This is a genomic window from Mesorhizobium sp. P2_D1 (genome assembly GCF_056404455.1).
In genome coordinates this window covers 1-796 of sequence record NZ_JBFUDZ010000161.1, presented here as the reverse complement: position 1 = coordinate 796, position 796 = coordinate 1, and the positions used below count along the sequence as shown (strand labels likewise).

Genomic DNA, 796 nt, shown 5'->3' with positions numbered 1-796 from the left:
GGCAGGCAACCGCATCCGGTGCGCGATCCAGCGGGACATAGCTACAACACCGAAGCCATGCCGTTGGCGGCAAAGGCGTCGCTGGATTCAGACATATTCCTGTGGGGTCTCGACCTCTTCAACCACGGCTATTACTGGGAAGCCCATGAGGCGTGGGAAGGGCTGTGGCAAGTTGCAGGCCGAGGCGCTCCGCTTCGGATGCTCTTCAAGGGATTGATCCTATTGTCGGCAGCCGGCGTGAAGATACGCGAGGGCAAGCAGGCGGCAGCGATACGTCATGCCGGACGCGCCGGGGCGCTCCTTCGTCGGCTGATGAACACGGCCGATCATAGCTTCGAGCGTGCACTCGGCATGTCACCCGCAGCGCTCGCCGACCGCGCTGAAGCCGCAGCACGGATCCCGGCAGCCCTGCAGGCGAYAGTGCTCGGTCAGCCCCACCCCGTGTTTGACTTCATTCTCGGACCAAGCTCCGGCGACAGGCCAGTCGGCTCGCAAAAAACGGTCATCCGAAGAAGACACCAGGAATAGACCGGGCCGTTGGGCCTGCGTCACTGACGAACGAGGAACACCAGGTTTCATTCACCTGGCCGTATTTTCGTGTAGCGCGGAATTTCGTCATGTTGTTTTCCGAACTACAAACGCTCAAGACGGCACGGCTAAACATCGGTTCCGGCGCCTAGCAGCCGACGATTACTGGTGCCACCGCGTATTAGAATTAGCTTATGGTGATACTAATGCTGCCGAGACATTTATTGCTTTCAGCGGCGGCCGCCCCTATGTAGCAGGACTTCGCCTG

1 protein-coding gene is annotated in these 796 nt (G+C 59.9%); it reads left to right on the top strand.

Translation table 11 applies throughout. The features are described 5' to 3' along the window. Nucleotides 1-528, top strand: a 528-nt coding sequence (locus tag AC1D0I_RS32730) for a DUF309 domain-containing protein (protein WP_477400207.1), incomplete at its 5' end; no start/stop codon positions are given. Between the last annotated feature and the right edge of the window lie 268 nt (nucleotides 529-796).